At 71.3% G+C, this 19,640-nt stretch carries 9 protein-coding genes; 3 read left to right on the top strand and 6 right to left on the bottom strand.

Annotated features, from left to right (window positions below; translation table 11 throughout):
• Positions 1 to 48: 48 nt before the first annotated feature.
• Complete coding sequence (locus tag NWFMUON74_RS28645) at positions 49 to 852, bottom strand: SAM-dependent methyltransferase (protein WP_187684849.1); 804 nt, start codon at positions 850 to 852, stop codon at positions 49 to 51.
• Between the two features lie 63 nt (positions 853 to 915).
• Positions 916 to 1,122 (bottom strand): hypothetical protein, encoded by a 207-nt coding sequence (locus tag NWFMUON74_RS28640; RefSeq protein WP_232110657.1) that lies wholly within the window; start codon positions 1,120 to 1,122, stop codon positions 916 to 918.
• Positions 1,123 to 1,277: 155 nt separating this feature from the next.
• Here NWFMUON74_RS28640 and NWFMUON74_RS28635 point away from each other — a divergent pair, with 155 nt between their 5' ends.
• From NWFMUON74_RS28635 to NWFMUON74_RS28625, 3 genes are read left to right on the top strand one after another with little or no spacing between them, the layout of a single operon-like run.
• Entirely contained in the window at positions 1,278 to 2,177 is a 900-nt protein-coding gene (locus tag NWFMUON74_RS28635) for a helix-turn-helix domain-containing protein (protein WP_232110656.1), read from the top strand.
• A gap of 9 nt (positions 2,178 to 2,186) precedes the next feature.
• Entirely contained in the window at positions 2,187 to 2,669 is a 483-nt protein-coding gene (locus NWFMUON74_RS28630) for a cation:proton antiporter regulatory subunit (protein WP_187684848.1), read from the top strand.
• Between the two features lie 4 nt (positions 2,670 to 2,673).
• Positions 2,674 to 3,876 carry a cation:proton antiporter gene (locus tag NWFMUON74_RS28625; RefSeq protein ID WP_187684847.1) on the top strand — a complete coding sequence of 401 codons (1,203 nt, stop codon included), beginning with the start codon at positions 2,674 to 2,676 and terminating at the stop codon, positions 3,874 to 3,876.
• Positions 3,877 to 3,880: 4 nt separating this feature from the next.
• Here NWFMUON74_RS28625 and NWFMUON74_RS28620 read toward each other — a convergent pair whose 3' ends face one another.
• The 4 genes from NWFMUON74_RS28620 to NWFMUON74_RS28605 are packed head-to-tail and all read right to left on the bottom strand — an operon-like array spanning position 3,881 to position 19,630.
• Entirely contained in the window at positions 3,881 to 4,699 is an 819-nt protein-coding gene (locus NWFMUON74_RS28620; RefSeq protein WP_187684846.1) for an ABC transporter permease, read from the bottom strand.
• Positions 4,696 to 5,505 (bottom strand): ABC transporter permease, encoded by an 810-nt coding sequence (locus tag NWFMUON74_RS28615; RefSeq protein WP_187684845.1) that lies wholly within the window; start codon positions 5,503 to 5,505, stop codon positions 4,696 to 4,698. Before NWFMUON74_RS28615 ends, NWFMUON74_RS28620 begins: the two co-directional genes overlap by 4 nt.
• Entirely contained in the window at positions 5,502 to 6,470 is a 969-nt protein-coding gene (locus tag NWFMUON74_RS28610; RefSeq protein ID WP_187684844.1) for an ATP-binding cassette domain-containing protein, read from the bottom strand. Before NWFMUON74_RS28610 ends, NWFMUON74_RS28615 begins: the two co-directional genes overlap by 4 nt.
• The gene (locus NWFMUON74_RS28605; protein WP_187684843.1) at positions 6,467 to 19,630 is read right to left on the bottom strand and encodes a non-ribosomal peptide synthetase; all 13,164 of its coding nucleotides are present in this window, start codon (positions 19,628 to 19,630) and stop codon (positions 6,467 to 6,469) included. The genes NWFMUON74_RS28610 and NWFMUON74_RS28605 overlap by 4 nt, the downstream gene beginning before the upstream one ends.
• Positions 19,631 to 19,640 lie beyond the last annotated feature (10 nt).

The raw sequence follows: 19,640 nt of genomic DNA, 5'->3' as shown, positions 1-19,640 counted from the left end.
TCGGCGCGCGTGTCCACCGCGGTTCGGCGCGGCGGACGACGAGTCGTGCTATGGCTTGCGGCCGACGGCGCCGTACGCGTCGAGCGGTTCGGCCATGCCGATGCGATGCCGCAGCGGCCGCCAGTCGGTGATGGGCACCATGCCCGGCTCCACCAGCTCCATACCCGCGAAACAGCTGGAAAGCTCCTCGGGACTGCGCAATATGTAGGGTGCGCCGCCCGCCTGGACGAGCCGCTCGCTGCCGGCGACCACGGCGGATCCGGTGTCGGTGCCGTCCCACAGCACCAGGTAGCTGCCCGCGGGCATCGGGTCGAGCAGGCGCGTGACGATATCGCGGACGGTGTCCAGCTCCGGTTCGTAGCCGAGAACGCCCATGAACAGCACCGCCGTCGGCCGGCTGAAGTCGAGGACCTTCCGCGCCTCGGTCAGAATCAGGTCGGGATCGTGGTAGTCGGCGTGTACGTAGGTGGTCACGCCCTCCGGGCTGGTGTTGGTCAGCAGAGCGCGGGCGTGGGCGAGGACCAGCGTGTCGTTGTCGACGTAGACGATGCGAGACTCGGGCGCGAGCTGCTGGGCCACCTCGTGGGTGTTCTGCATGGTGGGCAGCCCGGTGCCCACATCGATGAACTGGCGGATGCCCGCCTCCCCGGCCAGATAGCTCACCACCTGCACCAGGAACTCCCGCGACAGCCGGGCCATCCGGACGATATCGGGATAGACCGCGGCGACCGCGTCTCCGGCGGCGCGGTCGGCGGGGTAGTTGTCGCTGCCGCCCATCCAGTAGTTCCAGATGCGTGCCGCGTGCGGCGTATCGATGTCGATCGCGGCGAGCGCCTCGCGGTCCTGGGTCATCGGCTCATGCTACCCGCCGGGCTCCTTTCGCACGCAAGGCTTTCCGCGTTTCGGCGCAGAGCTTCAGGCGGCGTCCGGCGTGGTGCGCAGACCGGCGAGTTCGAGTTCACGCTCGATGGCCAGTGCCGCGTGCCGCTGCCCGGCGGCACGCAGCTGCGCGACCCGCTCGCGGACGGCATTGATTCCGTATTCCCTTGTCACGTCGAGTATTCCGACGCGGCCGGCGCGCGGGTGCGCGGCCGCCGCGGTGGTGCCGATGGCGTCGGTCACGGGTGTCCCCCTCGCATGGCGCGGTCCCGATATGTGCGCCCTCATTCTACCGTGCAAATGCACGTGCAGGAGCACGTGCGTACGTACGTAGGTATCACCTAAGCTGTTGTGGCACACTCGATGACGCGTTACCGCGACGCGACAGGAGGAAACCTGTGATCGAGCGCGATGCCGCCCGGGCGGCGGTCCCGGAGAGCGGAGTGGAGCCGGGAGCGGACCCGGCCTTGCTGCGACTGGTGCTGGGCGCACGGCTGCGGCGGTTGCGCGAGGCGGCGGGGATCAGCGGGCAGGCCGCCGGGCGGTCCATTCGCGCCTCGCATTCGAAGATCAGCCGCCTGGAGGCCGGGCGGGTCGGGTTCCGGGCCATCGACGTCGACGATCTGCTGTCGCTGTACGGGGTCGACGATCCCGACACCCGCGCCGATTTCCTCCGGCTCGCCGAGCGCGCCAACGCCACCGGCCGCTGGCAGGTCGACGGCGACCTGGGAGCCCAGCGGCTGGACACGTACCTGGCGCTGGAGGACGCGGCCGCGCTGGTGCGGTCGTATTCCCCGGGCGTGATCCCGGACCTGCTGCAGACCGCGGGCTACGCGCACGCCGTGGCCGCCATCGCCCGGCCCGGCCCGACCGCGGACATCCAGCGCCGCGTCGAGCTGCTGATGCGGCGGCAGCGCCTGCTGTATCGCCCGGGCGCGCCCAAGGTCTGGCTGGTGATCGAGGAGGCGGTGCTGCGCCGGCCGTTCGGCGGCACGGGGGTGTGGCGGGACCAGCTCGACCACCTGGCGGCGGTCGCGGCCGCCGGTGACGCGACCGTGCAGATCGTGCCCGACCATATCGGCGGACCCGCGATCAGTTCGGTCCCGTTCACGCTGCTGCGCTTCGCCGCACCGGATCTGGGCGACATCGTTCATCTGCACCACGCCACCGGCGCCCAGTTCCTCGACCGCCGCGGCGACCTGGATGCCTATCACGCGATCTGGGACCGGTTGTGCGTGCACGCCAGACCGCCCGAGCAGAGCCTGGAGCTTATCACCGCGCTGGCCGCGGCCCCTTAGGGTGGGTATGTGAATGTTGAAGTGACACCGTTACCTGGTATCGGTGTGCGTAAGGAATTCTTGTCGGCTTCTTCCCGGCGGCGCGTCGGGGTTATCGATCACAAGGACGGCACGATCGATCTGATCGTGAGCAAGCCCAGCAATCCCGATGTGACCGACCAGATCTCGCTGTCGGCGCACGAGGCCTCGGTGCTGGCGAATCTGCTCGGCGCGCCGCAGCTGGTGGCGCAATTGCAGGAGGAGCATCGCGATCTCGACGGCGTGACCACTCGGCAGCTGGGCATCCGGTCCGGCTCCCCGTTCGTCGACCGCCCGCTCGGCGACACCCGGATGCGTACGCGGACAAAGGTTTCCGTCGTCGCGGTGGTGCGTTCCGGGCATCCCATCCCGTCGCCCGGACCGGAGTTCGTCCTCGCGGCCGGCGACGCGCTGGTGGTCGTCGGTACCGTGGCGGGCCTGGCGGCGGCCGCCGATATCCTCGCGGACGGCTGAGCCCGTGGTGGCACAGGACACCGCGCTCGCACTGGTGCAGTTGGGCGCGGTATTTTTCGGGCTCGGACTGCTGGGACGGCTGGCGGCGCGGATCGGGATGTCGCCGATCCCGCTGTACCTCGTCGGCGGCCTGGTCTTCGGCACCGGCGGCCTGGTGCAACTGCATCAGGCGGACGAGTTCATCCACCTCGCCTCCGAGATCGGGGTCGTATTGCTGTTGCTGCTGCTCGGGCTGGAATACAGTGCCGCCGAGCTGGTGACGGGGATGCGGGCCTCCTGGCTGGCAGGCGTGCTGGACCTGGTGCTGAACGCGACCCCCGGTGTGCTGGTCGCGCTGCTGCTGGGCTGGGGATTCGCCGGCGCGGTGGCGATGGCCGGGGTCACCTACATCTCGTCGTCGGGCATCGTCGCGAAGGTGCTCAACGATCTCGGCCGGGTCGGCAACCGGGAGACACCCACCATTCTGTCGATCCTGGTGTTCGAGGATCTCGTGATGGCGGGCTATCTGCCGGTGCTCACCGCGGTACTGGCCGGGGTCGGTTTCGTCGCCGGGCTGAAGACGCTCGCCATCGCGCTGGTGGCGGTGACCGTCGTGCTGGTGGTCGCGCTGCGGTACGGCCGGTTCGTCTCCGCCGTGGTCGACAGCGAGGACCGCGAGATCTTCCTGCTCAAGCTGCTCGGCTCGGCGCTGCTGGTCGCCGGGGTCGCCTCCACGCTGCAGATCTCGGCCGCGGTGGGCGCGTTCCTGCTCGGCATCGCCATCTCCGACACCACCGCCCACACCGCGACGAAGATCCTCGAACCGCTGCGCGATCTGTTCGCCGCGCTGTTCTTCGTGCTGTTCGGGCTGAGCACCGATCCGAAGAGCATTCCGCCGGTGCTGGGCTGGGCGGTCGTGCTGGCCGTGGTCACCGTGGTGACGAAGGTGGCTACCGGCTGGTGGGCGGCCAAGCGCGCGGGAGCCTCCCGGTACGGCCGCGCCCGCGCGGGTACGGCGTTGGTGGCCCACGGCGAGTTCTCCATCGTCATCGCCGGTCTGGCCGTCGCCGCGGGGGCGGTGCCGGACGAGTTCGCCGCGCTGGCGACCACTTACGTGCTGTTGATGGCCGTGCTCGGGCCGATCGCCGCCCGCGTAACCGAGCCGGTCCTGGTGTGGGTGGACCGTCGTCGTCCCGCGCGGGCCGGGGTGCGCAGCCCGGCGCGCTGAGCGGTCACCGGCGGCTGGTGCGCCGGTAGCCGATCGCCGCGGGCACCGCGAATACGGCGATCGCACCGGCGCACCACAGCACGGTCAGGGTCAGGGGATGGGCCAGCGGTCCGCCCAGCGACAAAGCCTTCATCGCGTCCACCGCCACCGACATCGGCTGATTGCGCACCACCGGCTGGATCCACCGCGGGTAGGCCGCCAGCGGTACGAATCCGGTGCCGAAGAACATCAGCAGCGAGGACAGGATCGTAATCCCTTCCACCAGCGTCGCTTTCGCGGTGAACACGGCGATGGCGGTGACGATGGTCGCGAAGGCGAGCCCGAACAGCACCGGGATCAGGACGAATCCCAGCGCCGCGAGAAACCCTTGCTGGAATCGGAACCCGAGGACGCACCCGAGCGCGACCACGACACAGGTGCCCACCAGAATCCGGCAGCCCTCGGCCAGGATGCGGGCCGCCGGTCCGGAGGCTCGGTGTACGGGCAGCACCCAGAATCGGGCGAGCAGGCCGCAATCGCGTTCGCGGCCGAGCATCACCCCGCCCGCGACCGCGCCCGACAGCGCCCCGACGATCGCGACCATGGGCACCGAACCGTACAGCGCGCTGGTCCCGGAGAACCGCTCGATCTGCCCGCCGATCACGGTGTCGAGCATGAACAGCAGCAGACAGGGGATGATCAGCGTCTCCAGCAGCGTGATCGGGCTGCGGGTCCAGCGCAGCAGCAGCCGCTGGGTCTGGATCACGGTGTGCCGCAGGAATGCCGCGGGGGAGTTCTCCGGCCCGGCGGGTGCGCGGCGGGCGGCGGCTGTCGGGGTCGTCATCCCTTGCTCCGATCGACTCGACCGCTGCAGACGAGCCCCGCCAGCAGCATTCCGGCCACCCACAGCAGCGCCGGGCCGACCGTGGACCAGGACACCGCGGTGGTGGCGGTGGTGTCCCCGGCCAGGGTGCGCAGCGCGATCGCGAACTGCGAGACGGGTTGGTTGCGTACGAAAGGCTGTACCCAGTGCGGGAATTGCTGTGCGGGGGCCAGTCCGGTGGACAGCATGCCGAAGATCAGCGGCGGCAGCACCAGCGCCTGTGAGGTGCCCTCCGGACTCCTCGACACCGTGCCGATCACGTCGGCGCCGAGCGTGAACGCGACGCCGATCGCCAGGGCGAGCAGCAGGAACCCGGCGGTGTGCGCGGCGTCGAGGTGGAAGCGGAAGCCGATGACGTGACCGCAGGCCAGCGCGGCGGCGAGCGCGATCGACAGCCGGAAGATGTTGCCCGCCATGCGCGCCGCGACCGGAACCAGCAACCCGATCGGCATGGTCCCGAAGCGCCGGTCGAGCCCGGACACCGCGTCGGTGGCGGCCCGGAAGGCGGCGCCGATGGCGGTGAAGGCGGCGGCCTGCAGGATCACGATCGGCATCATGAACTGGGCGTAATTGCTGAATCCGGTGCCGGAGAAGGACATCACGCGATCCAGCGGCAGATAGAAGCTGGCGGTGAAGGCCGCGGGGGCCAGGATCGAGCCGAGCACCTCGCCGGTCCGTACCGACGGCGCGACAAGCCGTGTGGTCAGCACCCACCACTGCTGGGCGGTCACCGGTGCCGGGCGACTCGCACTGTGCCACAAGGTCATTGCTCACTACCACCTTTCGCCGAGTGGCCGGTGAGCTGGAGGAAGACGTCGTCGAGCGAGGGTCGGCGCAGGGCGATGTCCACCAGTTCCACGCCCGCGCCGTCGAGGCGGCGCAGCGCTTCGGCGAGGGTCTTGTGGCCGTCGGGCGCCGGGATCGTGATGCGGTCCGAATCACCGGACAGCACAGTGCGATCGGTGTCGGGCAGCAGTGTGCCGAGCGCGGTCGCGATCGCCGGGAGATCGTTCAGGTCCAGCGGCACCACCTCGCAATAGCTGCCGCCGGTGCGCGACTTCAGCTCGTCGGCGGTGCCCTCGGCGATGACCGCGCCGTGGTCGATCACGATGATGCGGTCACACAGCGCGTCCGCCTCCTCCAGATATTGAGTGGTGAGCAGCGTGGTGATGCCCTCGTTCCGGAAACCTCCGACCAGGTCCCACACGCCCTGGCGACTGCGCGGGTCCAGGCCCGTTGTCGGCTCGTCCAGGAACACCACGTCCGGGCGTACCACCAGGCCGCAGGCGATGTCGATGCGCCGCCGCATGCCGCCGGAATACGTGCCGACCTTTCGGTCCGCGGCCGCGGTGAGATCGAATTCCGCCAGCAGTTCCGCCGCACGGGCGCGGGCGGCGCGCTTGCGCAACCCCAGCAATCGCCCGAAGAGCACGAGATTCTCCGCGCCGGTGAGCATGTCGTCCAGCGCGGCGAACTGGCCGGTGAGCATGACCGACCGGCGCACCGCGGCCGGATCGGCGACCACATCGTGCCCGGCCACCAGCGCGCGGCCGCGATCGGGGGCGATCAGGGTGGACAGGATGTTCACCGTCGTGGTCTTGCCCGCGCCGTTGGGGCCGAGCACGCCGAGCACCTCACCCGGCGCGGCCTCGAAATGGATGCCGCGCAGCGCGGCCACGGGACCGAAGGATTTCTCGATGCCCTCGACGAGGACTCCGCCTGAGTTGTTCACTGCCGGCCTTCCAGGTGTGCGTCGAGCACGCGCGCGATGGTCGGCAGCACGTGCGGTGCGGTCATCTCGTCGTGCGTGACCTCGAGGTCGTGGGTGGTGATGGCGCCGGTGACGTAGGGCCGCCAGCCGGCCGCTCCGAAGATGTCCGACGTGTCCACGGTGGCGGCGAAATACAGGATGTCGCCGTGGTGGACCGGCCGCCGGTATCCGGTGCGGGTGCGCGCGGAAGCGTTGTAGGAGGCGGCCATTCGCTCCAAGGTGTCCGCGTCGACGATGGACAACCCGCCCATGCGCGCCCGGATCAGCTCGGCCGCCTCGTGCGCGGTGGCCGTCGCCGGGACGTCCTCGATGCCGAACACCGCGCCGAAGGTGTTGACGAACGCGCCGGCCGTGAGCTTCTCGATGCTGTCGCCGTCGATGTCGGCGGTGTCGGCGTCCAGCAGCGCGACCACGCCGACGCGGGCGCCCGACCGCTCCAGCCGAGCCGCGACGGCGTGCGCGATGAGGCCGCCGAACGACCAGCCGAGCAGGTGGTACGGGCCCTCGGGCTGGAGCCGCCGGATCTCGCGAGCGTAGCGTTCGGCGAATTCCTCGATGGAGCGCGCCGAGGGCTCGCCACTCAGGTCCGGTGCCTGCAGTCCGTAGATCGGTCGTCCGGGACGGAGCTGTTCCGCCAATCCGAGGTAGGTCCAGGCGATTCCGGACGAGGGGTGGATGCAGAACAGTGCCGGTTCGTCGCCGTCGGCGCGGATCGGCAGCACCACGTCCAGCCCGAGGCCCGCCGGTGTGATCGATGCGGGTTTGCGCGCCGCCGCGCGCGCCGCGGGTGTGTGCGCGAACCGCGAGGCGGCCCGGAGGGTTTCGCGCCATCGCGCGCTCAGCGCGGTGACTTGGCCGTGGTCGAGCAGTTTTCCGGGATAGCGGATGCCGACGTGCAGCCGATCGCCGAGGACGACCGCGTTGATGTCGATCTCCGCGGTCACCGGGACCTGCGGGTCCTCGTCGGCGTGCAGGTCCGCGAGTTCGTCGGTGGGCAGCCACCCCAGCCCCTCGAATCCGGCGGGAATATCCGACTGCGCGTACCTGCCGAGGTAATTGACGGCGATCCGTCCCGGCAGCCGGTCCGGAAGCCGCTGTGCCGCAGCGTCGTTCAGATAGCGGAGCAGTGCGAACCCGATGCCTTTGTCCGGCACCGCGGTCAGCTGTCGCCGGGTGGCGTGGATGGCGTCGCCCATGGCCGGGCCGCCCGCGACCGCGTCGTCCACGTCGATGCCGGTGAGATCCACGCGGACCGGATAGATGCTGGTGAACCAGCCGACGGTGCGGGACAGATCGGCGCCGGGGACGATCTCCTCCTGCCTGCCGTGGCCTTCCAGCCGCAACAGCACGCTGTCCGAGCCCGCGGTGCCGCGCCACCGTGCCACCGCGAGGGCGAGCGTGGCGAACAGCGCGTCCTCGACGGTGCCGTCGAACAGGGTGGGCAGTGTGGTGAGCAGGTCGGCCGTAACATCTTGGGGGAGAGTGAATTCGACGGTGCGGAGGGTGCCCGCGCGGTCGACGGCCGGGTCCAGTTCGCGCTCGCCCAGCAGTGGGTCGGGTCCGTCGACAACCGTGCGCCAGTAGTCGAGTTCGGCCACCCGGCCCTCGCGATGGGCCTCCTCGGCGAGCGCGTGTGCCCAGCGGCGCATCGACGTGCCCGTGGCCTCCAGTACCGGCGTGGCGCCGCCGGCAACCTGGGCCCAGGCGGTCATCAGGTCGGGCACCAGGATGCGCCAGGACACCCCGTCCACCGCGAGGTGGTGGGCCACGATGATGAGCCGCCCGGGGCGGTGGTGGGCACCGGAATCGCCGATCGGGTCCAGCCAGATCAATCGCAGCACCCTGCCGTCCGCGGGACTCAGCCGGTTCATCGCGGAATCCACGGCGCTGCGGGCGAATTCGCGCAACTCGAGGCCGTCGGTGGTCTCCGCGTACTCGATGTGGTGCAGCAGTGCGCCGACATCGACCGAGCCGGGTTCGGTGGTCAGTAGCCGCCATTCGCCGTCGCCGTCGCGCGACAGCCGGGCGCGCAGCATGTCGTGCCGGTCGACCACAGCGGACACGGTCGCGACCAGTTGGTCACGCTCGATGCCGATGGGCAGCTCCAGCACCGCGGTCTGGGCGAAGCGGTCGAAATTGCCGCCGCGTTCGATCATGTATCGGACGATCGGCGTGAGCGGCAGCTCGCCGACACCGCCCCCGGGCAACTCGTCCAGGGTGACCGCGGTCCCGGCCGCGTCCGCGATGGCTGCCAGCGCCGCCACGGTGCGGTGCTCGAACACCTGCAGCGGCGACAGCGTCAGGCCGTGCAGGCGGGCGCGCGACACCAGCTGGATGGCGAGGATGCTGTCACCACCGAGCGCGAAGAAGGAGTCGCGCGTGCCCACCCGCTCGCGGCCCAGCAGTTCGGCGACGAGCGTGGCGAGGGTGGTCTCGGTCGGTGTGGACGGTGGCTGGTACTCGGTCCCCGCGTCGTCGAACACCGGCCGCGGCAGTGCTTTTCGATCGAGCTTGCCGACCGCGTTGAGCGGAATCGTGTCCAGCACCACGAAGGCGGACGGCACCATATAGGCGGGCAGCAGCTCCGCCGCCCAGTCGCGCAGTGCGCCCACATCGAACACGGGCCGTGGTGCTGGGACGCCGCTCGCTGCGCTCTCGGCCGTAATACTCTCGGCCCCGGTCGATACCGGCGTCCGACTGGCCGGTGTCCCGTCGCCGTGATCGCCGGGCAGCACGTAGGCGGCGAGGGCGGTCGATCCGGCCGGTGTGGGAACGCCCAGGGTTACGGCGAATTCGACGCCCGGCGCGCGGTTCAGTACGGCGTCGATCTCACCGAGTTCGATACGGCGGCCGCGGACCTTCACCTGGAAGTCGGTGCGCCCCAGGTACTCCAGTTCCGGTGCGGCGGCCGAGCCGGACCAGCGCACCAGATCGCCGGTGCGGTACATGCGGTCGCCGGGACCGCCGAACGGGTCGGCGACGAAGCGCGCCGCGGTGAGGTCCGGACGCCCGTGGTATCCACGCGCCAGCGCGGAACCGGACAGATACAGCTCACCGGCCACACCGAACGGCACCGGGCGCAGCCGGTCGTCGAGCACGACGGCGCCCGCACCGGGAATCGGCCCGCCGATGGTGATCCGGGCGTCGTCGCGCAAGGGCCCGGAAGCGGTGGCCCAGATGGTGGATTCGGTCGGGCCGTACAGATTCACCAGTGTCCGGCCGGGCGCCCAGCGCTGCACCAGCTCAGCGCTCACCGCCTCACCGGCCACGGCGAGCACCCGCAGACCGGGGACGGCGTCGGGCGCTACGGTGGCCAGCGCGGACGGGGTGATCACGGCGTGGGTGACGCGCTCGGCGGCGACCAACTCGGCGAGCGCGCCGCCGCCGAACACCTCCGGCGGCGCGACCACGGCGGCCCCACCGGACCCGAACGCCATGAGCGCCTCGAAAACCGACGCGTCGAAGCTGGGCGATGCCACCTGCAGGACCCGTGCCGACGAGTTCAGGCCGAGCATGTCCCGCTGTGCGGCGACCAGTTCGGCGATTCCGCGATGAGTCACCGCGACGCCCTTGGGTGTTCCGGTCGATCCGGAGGTGTAGATGAGCCATGCCGGATGGTCGGCTCGGACATCCACTCGCACCGCGTGATTCGCGGTCTCGGACAGGACTTCCACCAGTGCCGGTTCGTCCGAGCGCAGCCAGCGGGTTCCGCCGGGCAGCCGCGCGTGCTGCGCGGACACCGTGAGCCCGAGCACCGCGCCCGAATCGGTGAGCATGTGGGCTATGCGATCGGTCGGATGGGCCGGGTCGACGGGCAGGAACGCCGCACCCGTCTTCGCTGTCGCCCACACCGCGGTGAGCAGGTCGGCGCCCCGTGTAAGAGCCAGCGCCACAACGGTTTCCGGACCCGCTCCGGCGTCCCGCAGGACGCGGGCCAGGCGATCGGACCGGCCGTCGAGTTCGCGATAGGTGAGCGTGGCGCCGTCGGCGACCACGGCCGGTCGATCCGGATGTGCGCGCGCCGACGCCGCGAACACGTCCGCGAGCGTGACAGCGGCCGTCCCGCCCGGACGTCGGCGCGGGACCAGCTCGGCCCGCTCGGCCGCGTCGAGCAGGTCGATATCGGCGATCGGACCGTCCGGATCGGCCGTGACGGCCCGCAGGATCCGCTCCCACCGGCGCGCGAACGCCGCCACGGTGGCGTCGTCGAACAGGTCGGTGGCGAAGGTCAGCACCGCGTCCACTCCGGCCGGCGCCGACTCCGAGAAGCGTTCGCGCAGGTCCAGGGTCAGGTCGAACGGCGACGAGTCGCGGTCGAAGGGTTCCACCTCGACCCGCAGCCCCGGCAGCTCCAGCACCGGCTCCTCGAAGTTCTGCAACGACAGCGACACCTGGAAGATCGGATGGTGCGCGGTGGACCGGGCCGGATTCAGGATCTGCACCAGCTGCTCGAACGGCACGTCCGCGTGGCCGAACGCGTCCACGTCGGTCTCGCGCACCTGGGCCAGGAACCGCCGGAAGGGGAGGCCGGGATCGACAGTCGTCCGTAGCGCCAGCGTGTTGACGAACATGCCGACCAGCCCGTCGAGGGCCTGCGCGCCGCGTCCGGCGACGGCCGTCCCGACCACCACGTCGCCGGTCCCGCCCAGCCGCGCGAGCAGCACGGCCAGGGCGGCGTGCACGACCATGAACAGGCTGACGCCGGATGCGGCGGCCAGTTCGGTCAGCGCGCGATGCAGTTCGGCATCGATGCCGAACGGCCGGGCGGCGCTGCGCATCGACTGCACGGCCGGGCGCGGCCGGTCCGACGGCAGCTCCAGCGCGTCGGGCAGGTCGGCCAGCGTCTCGGTCCAGAACCGAATCTGCCTGGCCGCCAGGGATTGTGGATCCGCCGCCGCGCCGAGCAGGTCACGATGCCAGAGCGCGAAGTCGGCGTACTGCACCGGCAGCGGCGGCAGCGCGGCGGCCGACCCGCGTACCTGTGCGGCGTAGGCCGCCATCAGGTCCGCGGCCAGCGGCGCCATCGAGACACCGTCCGCGCTGATGTGATGGACCACCAGCACGACCACGTGCACGGGCTGCCCGGCCACGCGGAACAGCCCCACCCGCAACGGCGGCTGTTCGGCCAGGTCGAAGCCGGTCGCGGCGAGCTCGGCGATCCGGGCGCGCAGCGGCGCGCCGTCGTCCACGTCGGCGACGATCGGCTCCGGCGTCGCCGCGTCGGCGGCCACGACCACCTGGCGCGGTCCCTGGTCGTCGGCGGGGTACACGGTGCGCAGGCTCTCGTGCCGGGCGACGACCTCGGTGAGCGCACGCCCGAGCGCGGCCGCGTCGAGGTCGCCGGTCAGCCGCAGCGCGGCCGCGATGTTGTAGGCGGCCGAGCCCGGATCCATCCGGTTGAGCACCCACATGCGTTGTTGCGCGGGCGACAACGGCACGCGGTCGGGGCGAATGCGCGGTGCGAGCGCGGGTGTGCCACGGCCGTCGGTGGTGGGCACGACGCGACCGGACAGGAGCGCGACGGTAGGCGCGTCGAACAGATCGCGCAGCGCGACCGTCGACCCGAGCGTCGCGTTGACCCGCGCGACCACCCGCGTCGCGCTGAGCGAATTGCCGCCCAGCTCGAAGAACGAGCGGTCGATGCTCACCCGTTCGCACCCGAGCACCTCGGCGAACACCTCCGCCACGGCGTGCTCCACGGCGGTCCGCGGCGCCAGGTACCGCTGCTCGGCCGCGGCATAGTCCGGTTCCGGGAGCGCGGCACGGTCCAGTTTTCCCACGGGCGTGAGCGGAAGAGCGTCCAGCACAACGAGATAGGCGGGCACCATGTATCCGGGCAGGGCGGCGGCGACGCGGGTCCGCAGGCCCTCCGGATCGAGGTCGTGCCCGGCCGCGGGAACCACGTAGGACACCAGCACCGTGGCCCCGGCGGGCCCGGGGCGGCCGACGGTGACGGCGTAGTCGACGCCTTCCTCCCGCCCGAGCACCGCGTCGATCTCACCGAGCTCGATCCGCAGACCGCGGATCTTGACCTGGAAGTCGCTGCGGCCCAAGTACTCCAGCTCCATGCTCGTGCCGCCGGGCCGGTCGACGGGCACCCACCGCACCATGTCGCCGGTGCGATACATCCGAGCGCCGGACGGGCCGTACGGGTCGGCGACGAAACGCGTTGCGGTGAGGGCGAATCGGTTGAAGTAGCCGCGCGCCAGCGCGGGTCCGGAAAGGTACAGCTCACCCGTGCTGCCCACCGGCACCGGTCGCAGCCAGGTGTCGAGCACCATGGCCGCCGCACCGCGGATCGGCCGTCCGATGGTGATCTGCTCGCCGGGCCGCAGCTCACCCGGCCCGGTCGCCCAGATGCTGAACTCGGTGGGGCCGTAGAGGTTCAGCAGGCGCCGCCCCGCCGACCAGTCGGCGACCAGTTCCGGCCCGGCGGCCTCCCCGGCCACCGAGAGCACCCGCAGGTCGTCGAGTTCGCGCGGATTCATCGTCGCCAGCACCGACGGGGTGATGACGGCGTGGCTGACCCGCTCGGTGCGCAGCAGCCGCTCGAGCGCCTCGCCGCCGTACACCTCCGGCGGCGACAGCACCAGCCGCGCGCCGGTGGCGTGCGCCTTCAGCAACTCGTGCACCGACGCGTCGAAACTCGGCGAAGCCACCTGCAGCACAACGGAATCGGCGTCGACGGCGAGCGATTCGGCCTGGGTCGCGGTCAGATTGGCGAGGCCGTGGTGGCTGAGCAGCACCGCCTTCGGCTTACCGGTGGAACCGGAGGTGTAGATCAGATACGCGGTCTGGTCCAGCGCGATCGGACCGCCGCGCTCGGCGTCGGTGACGGGCGCGTCCGAGACCGTCATCACCCGGCGGATGGTGTTGAGGTCGTCCAGCAGCAGCCAGTCGATGGTGCCGGGCAGCGTTTCCCCGGTCGCACACACCGTGATCCCGATCGGCGCCCGCGAGTCGGTGAGGATGTGCTCGATGCGCTCGATCGGATGGTTCGGGTCCAGCGGCAGGAAGGCCGCGCCGGCCTTGGCGACGGCCCACACGGCGACGACCGACTCCACCGACCGGGTCAGCGCCAGCACGACGAAGACCTCCCGGCCGACGCCGCGCCGCAGCAGCACCCGGGCGAACCGGTTGGACCACGCGTCGAGTTCACCGTAGGTCATGGTGAGCTGGTCGGAACTCACGGCGATCGCGTCGGGGTTCACGCGCGCCCCGGCGGCCAGAATGTCCGCGAGCGCCTGCGGTGCAGCGGCTTTCGCGCCGCGTACCGGCAGCAGCTGCCGCAGTTCGTCGGGGTCGCAGTGCTGCACCTGTGCGAGTCGTCGGTGCGGGCCGTCGGCGATAGCGCCGAGCAGCAGTACGAAACGGTCGAGCAGTCGCTGTGCCGCGGCCGCGTCGAGGTGGTCGGCCAGGTATCTGATGCTGATCCGCAAACCACCGGGCCGCGGAATCACCATGAGATTCAGCGGATACGGCGTCGCGTCCGTCCCCGCGACGTCGAGAACGCGCATTCCGGCGATGTCGGGTGTTCGCGACAGCGTCTCCCGGTCGATCGGATACGACTCGAAAACCGTGAGGGTGTCGAACAATTCGGGCAGCCCGACGGCCTGGTGGATGGCCGCCAGCCCGACATGCTGATGGTCCAGCAGCCGGGTCTGTTCCGACTGGATGCGGCCGAGCAGGTCGGTGACCCGCTCGGCGGGATCCAGCCGGACCCGCACCGGCACCGTGTTGATGAACAGGCCCACCATCTGCTCGATCCCGGGCAGTTGCGGCGGACGTCCGGAGACGGTGCCGCCGAACACGACATCGGTACGCCCGGTGAGCACGGCCAGCAGCAGCGCCCAGGCCGCCTGCACCGCGGTGTTGACGGTCGCGCCCGCGTCCCGGGTGGTCGCTTCCAGTCGCGCCACGGTGTCGGCGGGCAGGTCCGCTGTCACCAGGCCGGATTCGGTCGTCCCAATGCCCGCCAGCGACGGCGCCGCGCGGGTGGGGGAGTCTACGCCGTTCAGTGAATCGCTCCACGCGCCAAGGGATGTCGCGGCATCCTGCTCGGCCAGCCACGCCAGGAAGTCCCGGTACGACGGCGGCGCCGGCCGGTCCGGGATCTGCCCCGTGGCCAGCGCGGCGTAGTCGCCGAGCAGTTCCTGGACCAGCAGCGGGGTCGACCAGCCGTCCAGCACCAGATGATGATTGGTGATCAGCAGCGTGTACTCCGCGGCGGCGGTGCGGATCAGCGCGAAACGCACCAGCGGGGGACGGGCGAGGTCGAACCGGGCACGTGCGTCGACGCCGATCACCCGATCCAGTTCGCGGGCGGGATCGGTGGCGCCGGTGAGATCGACCTCGTGCCAGGCCACCTCGGCCACACCCGACACCAATTGCCGTGGTCCGTCGGCGGTTTCGACGAAAGCCACCCGGAGGTTCTCGTGCCGGTCCACCAGCGCCTGGGCCGCAGTGCGCAGCAGATCGGCGCGAACGCGACCGGCCAGGGTCAGCCGCGTCTGCACGGTGTAGTCGTCTGCGGTGTCGGTGTCGTAGCGGGCGTGGAACAGCAGGCCCTGCTGCAGCGGCGACAGCGGCCACACCTCGGTCAGGGCCGGATAGGCCTGCTCCCACACGTCGATCTGGCTCTGGGATACCTCGACGAGATCGAAATCCGACGGGGTGTGACCGCCCGCGTGCTCGGACTCGGCGTGTGCCACCAGGGCACTCAACGCCGCGGCCCACAGCTGCGACAACTCGCCCACCTCGCCCGCGCCGAGGATCCGCGACGCGTAGGACCACGTCACGTCGAGCCCGTCGGCGTCCATCATGGCGTTGATGTCCACGACGGCGGCCAGCGGAGCCCGCTCGTCCCGGGTGGCGTCGAACCGGCGTGGCAGCCACGCCGCGTCGCCGTCCGTACCGATCGCGGTCCGGCCCAGATAATTGAAGCTGAGCTGAGGCGTCGGCGCGTCCGAAAGCTGCTGCGCGGTAGCGGGATTCAGGTAGCGCAGCACCCCGTAGCCCACGCCGCGGTCCGGTATCCGGCGAAGCTGCTCCTTGACCGCCTTGAGGGCCGCGCCCGCGGCATCGCCACCGGCGAACGCGTCGTCGATGTCGATGCCGGTGAGGTCCAGCCCGACCGGATAGGCGGCGGTGAACCAGCCCACCGTGCGCGCCACGTCCGCGCCGGGCAGGACGGCCTCCTCGCGGCCGTGGCCTTCGAGGGTGATCAGCGTCGTGGCGCGCCCCCGCCAGCGCCCCATCGCCAGCGCCAGCGCGGCGAGCAGCACTTCGTCGGGGCCGCAATGGAATCGGCGCGGCACCGTGGTCAGCGCGGACTCCGCGACGGCGGCGTCGACACGAGTCCGCAACTGCGCCTCGGTAGCGACGACATCCATCGCCGGGTCGAACGCGCGCGGCCCGATCGCGGGATCCGCGGTGCCGAGAATACGTTGCCACAGCGGCAGTTCGGCGGCTCGGCGATCCGCCTGCTCGCGCTGTCCGTGCGCCCAGCGGCGGAACGACGTGCCGACGGGAGCGAGTTCGCCACCGGCACAGGCGGTGGCCAGATCGGGTAGCAGGATGCGCCACGAGACGCCGTCGACCGCGAGATGGTGCACCACCAGCCACAGCGTCGGCGCGGTACCGGCGGTCTCCATGAGGACGAAGCGGGCGAGCACGCCGCCGGATGGATCGAGACGGTCCGCGGCGCTGTGCAATTCGCGTTCCCGGTCCGCGTCCGTGTCGGCGGTCACCACATCCACGAGTGCGGCCGCGTCGACCGAACCGCGTTCGGCGACGGTCCATTCCCAGCGGTCGTCGGCGCGCCGCAGGGTACTGCGGAGCATGTCGTGGTGGTCGAGCAGTACCCGCACCGCCGCGGTCAGCCGATCGCGGCCCACCTCGGCGGGCAGTCCGACGAGGGCCGCCTGCCCGAAGCGATGCCAGGCGCCGGTGTCGAGCATGGCGTGCACGATCGGGGTCGGTGTGAGGGGTCCGATGCCGCCGCCCGGCAGTTCGGCGACGGCCGGGGCCGTCGCGTCGGCGGCGATCGCCGCGAGCCCGGCGACGGTGCGGCGCTCGAACACGTCACGGGCGGTCAGGCCCAATCCGGCCGACCTGGCCCGCGACACCAGCTGGATCGCCACGATGCTGTCGCCGCCGAGTGCGAAGAAGTCGTCGTCGGCGGTCACGGCATCCAGTCGCAGCACATCGGCGAAGACGGCGGCCAGTGCCTTCTCGCGTTCGGTCTCGGGCGGGCGGCCGTCCGCGGCGCGGGTCCGGAAGACCGGGGCGGGCAGGGCCCGCCGGTCCACCTTGCCGACCGGGGTCAACGGAACCCGGTCCAGCACCATGATCGCCGCGGGCACCATGTACGCCGGAAGCGTCCGCGCCGCGGCGCTTCTCAAGGTCTCGGGATCCAGCGGCGCACCGTTGCGGCCGCGCACGTAGGACACCAGCGCCGTGCCGGAGCCGGAGTCGGCGCCGAGGGTGAGCGCGAAGTCGACCTCCGGCAGCCGTTGCAGCACCGCGTCGATCTCGCCGAGTTCGATCCGGAAGCCGCGCACCTTCACCTGCGCGTCCCCGCGACCGCCGTACTCCAGCACCCAGCGGTCGTCGTGGCGGGCCCAGCGCACCAGGTCGCCGGTGCGATACAGGCGTCCGCCCGGCGTGTACGGATCGGCCACGAAACACGCGGCGGTCAGCCCGGTCCGACCGTGGTAGCCGCGGGCCAGGCAGTCGCCGCCCAGGTACAGCTCACCGGTCGTCCCGGGCGGCACCGGCCGCAGCCACGGGTCGAGGACCAGCGCGGACACCCCGCGCACGGGACCGCCGATCGTCACGGGACCGTCCGGGGTCAGCGGCGCGCTCAGTGTGACCGTCACCGTCGTCTCGGTCGGCCCGTACCCGTTGAGCACGGTGCGCCCGGCCCACGCCGACACCAGATCCGCCGGGCAGGCGTCGCCACCCACCACGACCGTGCGCAGTTCGGGCAGCGTGGCCGGATCCAGCGAACCGGCCACTGCCGGAGTGACATTCAGATGAGTGACGTGCTGCGCGCGCAGCACCTGGGCCATCTCGTCGCCCGCGTAGGCCCCCGGTGGCACCACCGCGACGGTGGCACCGGCGGCGAAAGCCACCAGCAACTCCTCGACCGAGATGTCGAAACTCGGCGAGACGGCGTGCGCCACCACGGAATTCGCGTCCACGCCGAACGCGGATCCGGAACTCGTCACCAGGTTGGCCAGCCCGCGGTGCGAGACCTGCACGCCCTTGGGCAGTCCGGTCGAGCCGGAAGTGTAGATCGTGTAGGCGATCTGGTCCGGCTGCAGGGCCGCGCGGCGGTCGGAGTCGGCGATCGGGTCCGGAAGCTGGCGGCCGACAGCGGCTTCGGTGCTCGCGTCATCGAGGACCAGCCAGTCGATCCGGTCCGGCAGCGCCGCCCGCGCGGCCGTCACCGTCACGCCGGTCACGACACCGCTGTCGGAGACCATGTAGTCGATGCGGTCGGCCGGATAGGTCGGATCGATCGGAACGAAGGCCGCCCCGGTCTTGGCGACGGCCCACATCGCCACCACCGACTCCGGCGAGCGCGGAATCGAGATCGCCACCGCGCGTTCGGGTCCCGCGCCCGCGGCGATGAGCAGGCGCGCCAGCCGGTCGGTTCGCGCGTCGAGTTCGCGATAGGTGATCGCGGCCTGTCCGGACCGGATCGCCACGGCAGCGGGCCGGGTGCGCGGCCCGGTCGCCAGGATCTCGGGCAGGGTGCGGACCGGCGCACCGGCCGGACCGCGTGCGGGCGCCAGCTCATCGCGCTCGGTCTCGGCGGTCACCGCGAGCGTCGCCAGCGGTGCCTCCGGTCCGGCCGTGAGGAACCGCGCCAGGAATGCCAGGAAACGGGCGTGCTGACCGGCCAGTTCCCGATCGTCGTAGAGATTCGGGTTGGCCTGGAAGTCGATGTGAGTGCTCTCCCCGCCCACCCCCGGGTAGACGTTCACGAACAGATCATCGATCAGGCCGGAGGTGAGCACGTGCAGTCGCCCGGTCACCGAACCGAGCTCGATCCGGCTGTCGACCATCATCAGGTTCACCGTCGGCCCGAACGAGGTGACCTCGTCCATCGCCCAGCCCAGATCCCGGACGATGTCCTCCTGCCGGTAACGCTGCCGCCGCAGCGCACCGGTCAGCTCACCCTGGGTGGCCCGGATGAGATCGCCGACCGTCTGGGTCGGCGCCAGCGGCAGCCGCAGCGGAACGACATTGGCGACCATCCCGCCCGACCGCCGCAGCGTCGCCGTGGTGCGCCCCGACACCGGCAACCCCAGCACCACCTCGCCCGCTCCGGTCATGGCGCCGAGATACGCGCCGAAGGCCGCCACGATGATCGGCGCCGCGCCGGAGGACTCCCGGGCGGCCACGCTCTCCAGCAGATCCGCCGTGGCCCTGGGCAATTCGGCCGACACGAGATTCGGCTGCGCGTTCACCGCCGCTTCCCGCCCGGCCAATGTCACCGGCGGCGTCATCCCGGCCAGGTGCTCGCGCCAGTACGCACGGTCGCTGTGCAGCCGCTGCGAATCCCGATAGGCCAGATCATCTTCGACGATCCGGCGCAGATCCTCCGCTCGCCCGGCCGGAATCGGCTCGCCCCGCACCGAGCAGTTGTAGATCTCGGCGGTGCGCCGCATCATCGTCAGCGCGCCCACGCCGTCCAGCGCGATGTGGTGCAGCCGGGAGTACCAGAACCAGCGGTCCTCGCCCACCCGCAGCATGGCGATCTGGACCAACCGGTCGGTCAACAGATCCAGTGGCGCCGAGTACTCCGCGCGCATCCACGCCCGCGCCGCCGCCTCGGGATCGGCCTGCCCGCGCAGGTCGACGGTGTCGATGCGGTCGTCCAGCGCGGTATCGACGATCTGGTAGGGGGCGCCGTCGACCTCGAGCAGGCGCAGGTAGCCGGTGCCGAACTCGCGTCCGGCCCGCCGCGCGGCGGTGGCGAGCAACTCGACGTCGACCGCACCGTCGAATTCGACGTACTGTGCGATGGAGATCGGCGTGGCGCCGGCGAAGTGCTGGGCGAACCAGATGCCGCGCTGGGCCGCGGACAAGGGGAAGGCTAAGGCAGACATGGGGGAGTCC

It is taken from the genome of Nocardia wallacei (genome assembly GCF_014466955.1).
GTDB lineage: Bacteria > Actinomycetota > Actinomycetes > Mycobacteriales > Mycobacteriaceae > Nocardia > Nocardia wallacei.
Note: the sequence above shows the minus strand (reverse complement) of the source record. Positions and strands in the feature narration are given on the sequence as shown.